8 protein-coding genes are annotated in these 8,805 nt (G+C 34.3%); all 8 read left to right on the forward strand.

Annotated features, from left to right (window positions below):
* Positions 1-109 precede the first annotated feature (109 nt).
* The 8 genes from CS063_RS15770 (at position 110) to CS063_RS15805 (ending at position 8,489) form a co-directional block, all read left to right on the forward strand.
* Positions 110-1,075, forward strand: coding sequence for an ABC transporter permease (locus tag CS063_RS15770; RefSeq protein ID WP_330401029.1), 966 nt, complete (start codon positions 110-112; stop codon positions 1,073-1,075).
* A complete protein-coding gene (locus CS063_RS15775) occupies positions 1,065-2,057 on the forward strand; it encodes an iron chelate uptake ABC transporter family permease subunit (protein ID WP_308415547.1) in 993 nt (330 codons plus the stop codon). The genes CS063_RS15770 and CS063_RS15775 overlap by 11 nt, the downstream gene beginning before the upstream one ends.
* Positions 2,054-2,809: an iron ABC transporter ATP-binding protein gene (locus CS063_RS15780; protein ID WP_099450654.1), complete on the forward strand. Its 756-nt coding sequence runs from the start codon at positions 2,054-2,056 to the stop codon at positions 2,807-2,809. Before CS063_RS15775 ends, CS063_RS15780 begins: the two co-directional genes overlap by 4 nt.
* Before the next feature lie 35 nt (positions 2,810-2,844).
* Positions 2,845-3,825: a siderophore ABC transporter substrate-binding protein gene (locus CS063_RS15785; RefSeq protein WP_099450655.1), complete on the forward strand. Its 981-nt coding sequence runs from the start codon at positions 2,845-2,847 to the stop codon at positions 3,823-3,825.
* A 201-nt stretch (positions 3,826-4,026) separates the two neighbouring features.
* A complete protein-coding gene (locus CS063_RS15790) occupies positions 4,027-5,016 on the forward strand; it encodes a hypothetical protein (RefSeq protein ID WP_099450656.1) in 990 nt (329 codons plus the stop codon).
* 133 nt (positions 5,017-5,149) lie between these two features.
* Positions 5,150-6,274 carry a glycoside hydrolase family 88/105 protein gene (locus CS063_RS15795; RefSeq protein WP_099450657.1) on the forward strand — a complete coding sequence of 375 codons (1,125 nt, stop codon included), beginning with the start codon at positions 5,150-5,152 and terminating at the stop codon, positions 6,272-6,274.
* A gap of 155 nt (positions 6,275-6,429) precedes the next feature.
* The gene (locus tag CS063_RS15800; protein WP_308415548.1) at positions 6,430-7,104 is read left to right on the forward strand and encodes a response regulator transcription factor; all 675 of its coding nucleotides are present in this window, start codon (positions 6,430-6,432) and stop codon (positions 7,102-7,104) included.
* A complete protein-coding gene (locus CS063_RS15805) occupies positions 7,101-8,489 on the forward strand; it encodes a sensor histidine kinase (protein ID WP_099450659.1) in 1,389 nt (462 codons plus the stop codon). The genes CS063_RS15800 and CS063_RS15805 overlap by 4 nt, the downstream gene beginning before the upstream one ends.
* Positions 8,490-8,805 lie beyond the last annotated feature (316 nt).

Below are 8,805 nucleotides of genomic sequence, written 5' to 3' on the forward strand. Positions count from 1 at the left end.
GTCGTATAAAAGGATGATAGGATAGAACATATAAATGATAACGATTATCAATATTGCTTTTGGATATAAAGTATAGCATGAGATAAATAAACTGTCAAAGGAGAGAAAAGTGGAACATTTCATGAAAAAACGTTATTTACTCCTTGTGCTAATCGTTCTTGGAGGAATCTCTTTGTTCGTGGGTGTGAGTGAATTGCGATTAAAAGACTTAATAGAATTAAATCAGAATAAATGGCAGCTTTTATTAACGAGTCGCATGCCAAGGCTTGTAGCCCTTGTTGTTGCTGGAATGGGATTAAGTGTGAGTGGGCTTATTATGCAGCAGATTAGTAGGAATAAATTTGTATCACCAACGACTGCTGCCACAACTGACTTTGCTAAGCTAGGGCTTTTAGTAGCTATGATTGGTGTGGGAGGTTCAGGGAAGCTTATAAAGATGCTAGTTGCCTTTGTTTTTGCTATGGCAGGTACTGTACTATTTATGCAGATGATGAAAAGAATCCCCATCAAAAATATTATCTTTGTTCCTTTAGTAGGAATGATGCTCGGTAAGATTGTTGGTTCTATTACAACCTTTCTTGCTTTTAAATGGGATGTGGTGCAAAATCTTTCATCTTGGATGGAAGGTGATTTATCCATGATTATGTCAGGAAATTACGAGATGATTTATTTAAGTATTCCTATTGTTGCTTTAGGCTTTTTCTTTGCTAATCAAATTAGTATTGCAGGAATGGGAGAGGAGTTTGCAGTAAATTTAGGATTAAATTACAAGGTAGTTGTTAATATTGGTTTAGGGATTGTTGCACTCATTACAGCAGTTACATTACTAACGGTAGGGAATATTCCTTTCCTAGGTTTAATTATTCCAAACCTTGTAACCTTGTATAAAGGGGATCATTTAAAAGAAGCTTTAGGACACATTGTTTTAGTAGGGCCTATCTTCCTTATTTTATGTGATGTATTTGGAAGGTTAGTTGTTTTTCCATTTGAACTTTCTATTGGTATGACAGTAGGCCTTATAGGTGGGCTTTTTTTCCTTGGCATGCTATTAAGGAGGGCAAAGTATGAAGGCTAAAATGAAAACAAGGACAGATAGTGTATTAAAAAATCAAGATAAAAATAGACTCATTATAGTAGGTATACTTGTTTTAGGTATTATATTTTGCTATCTCCTTGTGGGACTTAATGAGAAAAATTTTGCTTATGCCCTATCTAAGCGGGTACCTAAACTCTATGCCATGCTATTAACAGGAGGAGCCATTGGTTTTTCTTCCTTGCTTTTTCAAACAGTTACACATAATCAGCTTTTGACACCCAGTATTTTAGGGCTTGATTCTCTCTATATGCTAGTTAATACGATGGTTGTTTTTTTCTTAGGAGCTAATAGTTTTTTAATTAGTAATAAGAAGGCTCATTTTTTACTCAGTCTTGTGTTAATGATGGTGGTGGCAAGTTGGTTTTATAAAATGGTATTTAAGAAAGGTCAGCAAAATATTTTTTTCTTACTTTTAATTGGATTAATTGTAGGAACATTATTTGACAGCCTGACAGGATTTGTGCAAATCCTTATAGACCCTGTTAGTTTTCAGACAGTACAAAGTAAAATGCAAGCAAGTTTTAGTACTGTAAATAATGATGTACTTATTTTGGCAACCCTGATGATAGGAGGAGCTCTAGTGTATGCTTTACCTTATTTCAAGTATTTGGATGTTCTTGCCTTAGGAAGAGAAACTGCTATTAGCTTAGGGATTCATTATGACCAAATAGTAAAACGTATGCTAGTGATTGTAGTGCTTCTAACAGCAACTGCAACAGCCTTAGTAGGGCCTATTACGTTTCTCGGGCTATTAGTTGTAAATATTGGCAGATATATGTTAAGGAGCTATAAGCATGTACATCTTTTAATGATGATTTTCCTAGTAAGTATGGTCAGTGTAATAGGAGCACAATTCCTTATTGAACGGGTGCTTAATTACAGTATGAGTATAGGAATTATTATTAATTTTGTAGGTGGTATTTATTTTATTTATTTAATTATTAAAGGGAGGACGCAATGATACAACTTAGAAATATAACTAAAAGTTATCATCAAAAAAAAGTAGTAGATGATGTTTCCCTCACTATTCCAAAAGGTAAACTAACCTCCTTCATTGGACCTAATGGTGCAGGAAAAAGCACACTTCTTTCTGTGATGAGCAGATTAATCCGTTGTGAAGAAGGTGAAGTGATGATTGAGGGGCAGAAACTAGAAGAATGGGAACCTAAAAAGTTAGCTAAGAAAATGGCAGTACTTAGACAAAGTAATCATATGAGTTTACGTTTAACCATTCGTCAACTGGTTAGCTTTGGTCGATTTCCTCATTCGGGAGGGCGCATAAACAAAGAAGATGAAGAAAAGATTGACGAAGCTCTTAACTATATGCAACTTCAGGACATACAAGATAAATACTTAGATGAGTTAAGTGGCGGGCAAAGGCAAAGAGCTTATATAGCTATGGTTTTGGCTCAAAATAGCGAGTATATCCTTTTAGATGAACCACTTAATAATTTGGATATGAGGCATTCTGTAGAGATTATGAAAACTCTTAAGAGGCTAACACAGGAACTAGGCAAAACAGTCATCATCGTAATACATGATATTAATTTTGCTTCGTGTTACTCAGATTATATTGTTGCTTTAAAGGATGGAAAAATTGCAAGAGAAGGAACCAGTGAAGAGCTTATAGAAGAAAAGGTTTTAAAGAGTATTTATGAAATACCGTTTAAGGTACAACATATTAATTCCCAACGTGTATGTGTTTATTATTAAAAATTAAAGAACAATAAAGGAGAAGAATAGAGAAAATGAGTAAAAAATTATTATTTTTAAGTTTAACAACACTAGCAGTAGCTTTAACAGGATGTGGATTAAAGCAAACATCAGAAGCGATAGAGACGCCTATTCCAACGACAACAGCGACAGTGACAGAAGAAAAAGAAGCAACAGAGCCTGTAAAGGTAGTTCATGCATTAGGTGAAACAGAGGTACCACGCAACCCCAAGAATGTAGTAGTATTTGATTATGGTACCCTAGATGCCCTAGATACTTTAGGTGTAGAAGTAATAGGGGTGGCACCAGGGACACTTCCCGATTATTTAGAGAAGTATAAAGGGGATAGCTATGTAAATGTAGGAGAGCTTTTTGAGCCAAATCTTGAAAAGATTTATGAACTTGAACCAGAACTTATTATTATTGGTGGAAGACAAGCCGACTTTTATGATCAACTCAGTGAAATTGCTCCAACTATATCTATGTCTTTAGAAAATGAAGACTACTTAGGGTCTTTTAAAAAGAATATGAACTACTTAGGACAAATCTTTAATAAGGAAGAAGAAGTAGCCAAGAAGCTAGAAGAAGTAGATAAAGCAATTGAAGAAGTAAGTACGCTTGCAAAAGAAAAGGATGCAAAGGGACTTATTGTCCTAGCAAATGATACGGCCATTAGTGTTTATGGAGAAGCCTCTCGTTTTGGAATTATCCATCAAAACTTTGGGGTAACACCAGTAGATACAACTATTGAAGATGCTAAGCATGGTCAAAAAGCAACCTTTGAATATATTGTAGAAAAAAATCCAGAATATATCTTTGTAATTGACCGTACAGCAGTAGCGGGTGGTGCTACTTCAGCGGAAAAACTTTTTGAAAATGAATTGATGAAGAATACAGATGCTTATAAAAATAATCGTATCATTTATCTAAACCCACAAGCTTGGTACGTAGCAAATGGTGGTTTCATTTCCACTCAAATCATGATTGATGAGATAAAAGAAGGTCTTAGCCGTTAATTAGATATTAAAAAGTCTTTTCATAAAAGTTTAACTTGCAAGCCAAGAAAACTTTAAAGAAAAGGCTTTTTTATTTGAATAGTATTTAGTTTTTAAATTTTGTTAACTTTAATTGTAGTACCCAAAATAAACTATGATATAATATCTTTGTAGAAATTTTATAAAAAATAGCAAAGCGTTCTATTTTAGGAGGGCGAGCAAATGAAAAAATTATATCAAGTTTTTTTAGAAATGCTTAATTTAGAGGGGATAGAAGAACAACGACTTATTAATAAAGCATTAATAGAAAAAGGCTGTATGCCAGTAGGGCAAGGGAGTCTAGCTAATTTAGATGATAGAGAAATGAAGATTGTACAAGAATTAATTGAAGACAGTGACTATTATCTACTAGTAATAGGAAATAAACCTCATATAGAAACAGCTTCTCAGATGGCGTGGATTAGCCATACTTTAGAGAGCGTGAAGCGTAAAGGCTTACCTATACTTATTTATGCTTATCAAGGCGAGGCTTGTTTTGATTTTATTCAAAAGGAGCAAAGCACATCTTTGCAGCTACAAATGGAAAAAGTAAAAAAAGAAATTTGGTGTGAAGATTTTATCCAACAGTGGACAAGTAAAGAGGAGCTTTATGACAAAATCCTATCAGGCATATGGAATATGATAGAGGAACAACCCCAAGTAGGCTGGATACGTGGAGATTGTATAGGTAGACAAGTTTTACTAGAAGAAATTAAAAAATTACAACTTGAAAAACGACTCATGGTGAAGCATATAGAAGAGTTAGAAGAGCAGCTAGCAGCTACTCAAGTGCAAAATGAACAAAGCAGTACAGATGAATCTCAACTAGGATATTTTCAAATTTTTGGAACTTATAAAGAAGACAAGCAAGGTGTAGTTTTTAACTGGAAAGAAGTACTCAATCTTGATCAACTATTTGCTACATGGGGCTCTTTTTTAATAGAAGCTCAAAAGGATAAGTTAGCTCGTACAAGACTTACAGAAATTATTTGCAGGGAATATCGTTATGGCATGAAATATAGCTTTGAAATAGAAGATAAAGCTTATGAGCAACTTAAAAGATGTTTAGGACATGAAAGGTTACTTAAAAACTTTGAAGTAGAAACTACTGGTGGTGGTGTAACTGAGTTTTTAAAGCTTACTGAGAAAGGTAAACGTCTTTTAAATAATTAAAGACAAGATATGTAATAAATGAACAAAGTAGTGTGAAATCTTCATTTACAATGCGTAAAAATCTCTTTAATATGGAAGGTAGGAGAAGTAGAGACTTTTTGAGTCAAATATGAAAGAAATTGAGGATTGAACAATGGAAATGCTTAAAAAGTATTTGGAAGAACTCATTGATAAAAGTACACCAGAAAGACCTATTTGGAATATTGAGAAGATACGTAGTGGGGAAAAACCTACTTGGAATTATATAGATGGCTGTATGATTAAGGCTATTTTAGAAATGTATGCTATAACAGGAGAGAAAAAATATCTTTCTTTTGCAGATGCTTTTATTAGCTATCATGTGCAAGAAGATGGTACAATTAATGCTTATCATCCTGAGGAATATAATATTGATAATATTAATGCTGGTAAAGTACTTTTTGAACTTTATGATTTAACAGGTAAAGAGCGCTATAGAAAAGCTATTGATACAGTTTATGAGCAAGTGAAGCATCAGCCACGTACCAGTGAAGGTAACTTTTGGCATAAAAAAATCTATCCTAATCAAGTTTGGCTAGATGGACTTTATATGGGGCAACCTTTTTATATGGAATATGAAACAAAGTTTAATGATAAAAAAAATTATGCAGATATATGCAGGCAGTTTGCAAATGTAGAAAAGCTGATGAAAGATCCTGTAACGGGTCTTTATTACCATGGCTATGACTCCTCGAGACAAGCAAAGTGGTGTAATAAAGAAACAGGTCTTTCCAAGAATTTTTGGCTAAGAGCTATAGGGTGGTATGTGATGGCCCTTATTGATACATTAGAAAAAATGGATAAGAGCTATGAAGCTGAATATAGTCACTTGATGAGTAATTTCAAAGAAGTGATGAAAGCTATGCTTAAATTCCAAGATGAAAGTGGTATGTGGTATCAAGTTATTGACCAAGGAACAAGAGAAGGTAATTACCTTGAAACCAGTGGAAGTGCTATTATGGCCTATGCCATTTTAAAAGGGATTCGTATGGGCTTCTTACCAGAAGATTATAGATGTTATGGTGAGAAGGCTTTTTATGGGATCTGTGATAAATACCTCTATGAAAAAGAGGGTGAAATGAATTTAGGAGGGATTTGTCTGGTGGCTGGACTAGGTGTGCCAGATAGTCGTGATGGCACCTTTGAATACTACATCTCAGAGCCAATAGTAGAAAATGAAGCTAAAGGGGTAGCACCACTTCTTTTAGCTTATACTGAGATTTTAAGGACACAAAAGTAATTAAAGAATAAAAAGAGGATTTCTTTCTTTAAGTTTAAGGAAAGAGATCCTTTTTTGATGTAGATTATGTGACTTCTATGTGAAATGAGAGAGATAACTTTTCAAATGAAAAAAAGCACGGTATGATAAAAAGAAAGTGGATAAGGAGGGAGCTCATGAAGAAAATTTATCTTGTAGAAGATGAACAAACTTTAAGTATTCTTTTGGAAAAATATTTAGTCCATGAAGGTTACAGTGTTACGCCTTTTGCTGATGGGGATACGGCTATGGAGCATGTTAAGGATACTCCTCACTTATGGATATTAGATATTAATTTACCTGGCTACAATGGGTATGAAATTATTAAGGCCATAAAAGCCTATCATCCTAAAATGCCTGTTATCTTTATGTCAGCGCGAAACGAAGAGCTAGACCGAGTGGTGGGACTCGAGTTAGGAAGTGATGATTATTTATCTAAGCCTTTTTTACCAAGAGAGTTAGTGATTCGGACGAATAAACTTATGGAACGACTTTATGAAAAGAGTTTTAAGGAAGGAGAACAACTCGTACATATAGGAGACTATACCATTAGTCCTCAAGAACGTCTGGTGACCTATAAAGGAGAGACTATGCAGCTTACTAGTAAGGAATTTGATCTTATGCTCTATTTTTTGAAGAATAAAAATCATGTTCTTTCTAGGGAACAAGTTCTTTATGGGGTATGGGGGGAAGGCTATTTTGGCTCAGATAGAGTAGTAGATGATACGATTAGGCGCCTTCGCAAGAAGTTAAGCCATATTACTATTGAAACGATTTATGGACATGGCTATAAGTGGGTTGTGGTAGAATGAAAAGATGGTTTAAGAAATTATTACAATTTAAATCACTTACCCTTCGTATTTGGATGACTTTTATTGTATTTGCGGGAGTTATTATCTTAGCACTTTCTGGTTTATATCTAGGACTTTTTAAACGTATGGAAGAAGCTAACAAGTTAGAAGCTATTAGTATAGGACATGAGATGATGTATCAAATATTAAGTAAAGGTAATCGAGAGCTGGCACCTGATAGGACGATTAACTTTAAAAAGGTAGGGCAAATCCATCATATTCTCTTAAAGCAAAAGCAAGGTAAACCATTAGAAGTAGTTTCGATCGATAAACGACCAATAGACCCACCAAAGAGTTTTATGACTATAGGACAGCTGTTTGCAACCTACATAAAAGGAGAGACCGTTTATAAAGAAACACATAAAACACGCTATGATCATCAAGATATCTTATTTATGATGAGTACTTTAGAAAAACAGGTGCAATCAATAGAACAAGACGAGAACCTAATGCTAGTGTCCTATATCACCTATATAAATGATAATAATCTTTTATTTTTTATATTAGGCATTGGTTTCATCTTCATTATTATTGCTCTTATGGTAGCGAAGATTATTTCTAATTATATTTGTAATCCTTTAAGGCGATTAGAACAACAGGCTTTAAAGATTGCCAATAAAGAATGGGTAGAACCCATGAAAATAGAGAGTAAAGATGAGATTGGCAGGCTTATTCATTCCATTAACTATATGCAAGAGGCCCTTAGGCATGCAGACCAAGAAGAAAGACGTTTTTTACAGAGTATTTCTCACGATTTAAAGACCCCCATTATGGTCATTATGGCCCATGCACAGGCTATTGAGGATCAAATATATGTGGAAAGTTTAGAAAATACAGCAGAAATTATCAAGATAGAAGCCTTACGCCTTGAAAATAAGGTAAAGCAAATTTTGTATTATAATACATTAGATTACCTTTTAGAAAAAGAAACAAAAACAAGTGATCTCGATTTAAAAGTACTCCTTGAACAAACTATCAGTCGTTTTGAACTTTTGAATAAGGATATAAAATGGCAAATTACTCTAGAGTCAGCCAAGATACAGGGCAATAAGGAACGTCTGCAAGTTGCTATTGAAAATATACTAGATAACCAACTACGTTATGCAAAGGAGAAGATTTATATCATGCTTTATAAACAGGACAAAGATATTTGGTTAGAAATAGGGAACGATGGACCGCCTATTGAGGACAAAGATCTACCTAGAATCTTTGAAGAGCTTTATAAAGACTCAAAAGGAAAGTTTGGTTTAGGACTTGCCATTACGAAGAAGATTATTGTTTATTATGGAGGGGAGATTTCAGTAGTAAATAAAGAGAGAGGAGTAAATTTTAAAATGAGGTTTTAAGACACTTACTTAGAGAGTAGGTGTTTTTTTATTTTATCTTATATAAAATTCAGTTTGTTGGGGTATTTTACACATTATATTCCTAAAAGGAAAGGGATAAGGGGTGTTCTCTGGGATCGCAAGTAAGGGAGCTCTTCACCAGCTTCTCGGTCCTCGGATGGGTAAAATCTAAGTTCAGTCCAATAGGCTAACGGTCCTACCTATCACAAGAAAGGCACTTGTGATAACGTCCCTAAAAACAGCCTATAGGACTTCTCTAAGATTTTACATCCATCCTGTGGAGGAAGCTTGCGAAGAGCTCCCTTACTTGCTAGCC

The organism is Sporanaerobium hydrogeniformans (genome assembly GCF_002735925.1).
In the GTDB taxonomy this organism is placed as follows: domain Bacteria; phylum Bacillota; class Clostridia; order Lachnospirales; family Cellulosilyticaceae; genus Sporanaerobium; species Sporanaerobium hydrogeniformans.

Coding starts and splice junctions, on each gene's coding strand:
- CS063_RS15785 (WP_099450655.1), top strand. CDS start 2,845: ATGAGTAAAAAATTATTATTTTTAAGTTTAACAACACTAGCAGTAGCT.
- CS063_RS15775 (WP_308415547.1), top strand. CDS start 1,065: ATGAAGGCTAAAATGAAAACAAGGACAGATAGTGTATTAAAAAATCAA.
- CS063_RS15795 (WP_099450657.1), top strand. CDS start 5,150: ATGGAAATGCTTAAAAAGTATTTGGAAGAACTCATTGATAAAAGTACA.
- CS063_RS15780 (WP_099450654.1), top strand. CDS start 2,054: ATGATACAACTTAGAAATATAACTAAAAGTTATCATCAAAAAAAAGTA.
- CS063_RS15800 (WP_308415548.1), top strand. CDS start 6,430: ATGAAGAAAATTTATCTTGTAGAAGATGAACAAACTTTAAGTATTCTT.
- CS063_RS15790 (WP_099450656.1), top strand. CDS start 4,027: ATGAAAAAATTATATCAAGTTTTTTTAGAAATGCTTAATTTAGAGGGG.
- CS063_RS15805 (WP_099450659.1), top strand. CDS start 7,101: ATGAAAAGATGGTTTAAGAAATTATTACAATTTAAATCACTTACCCTT.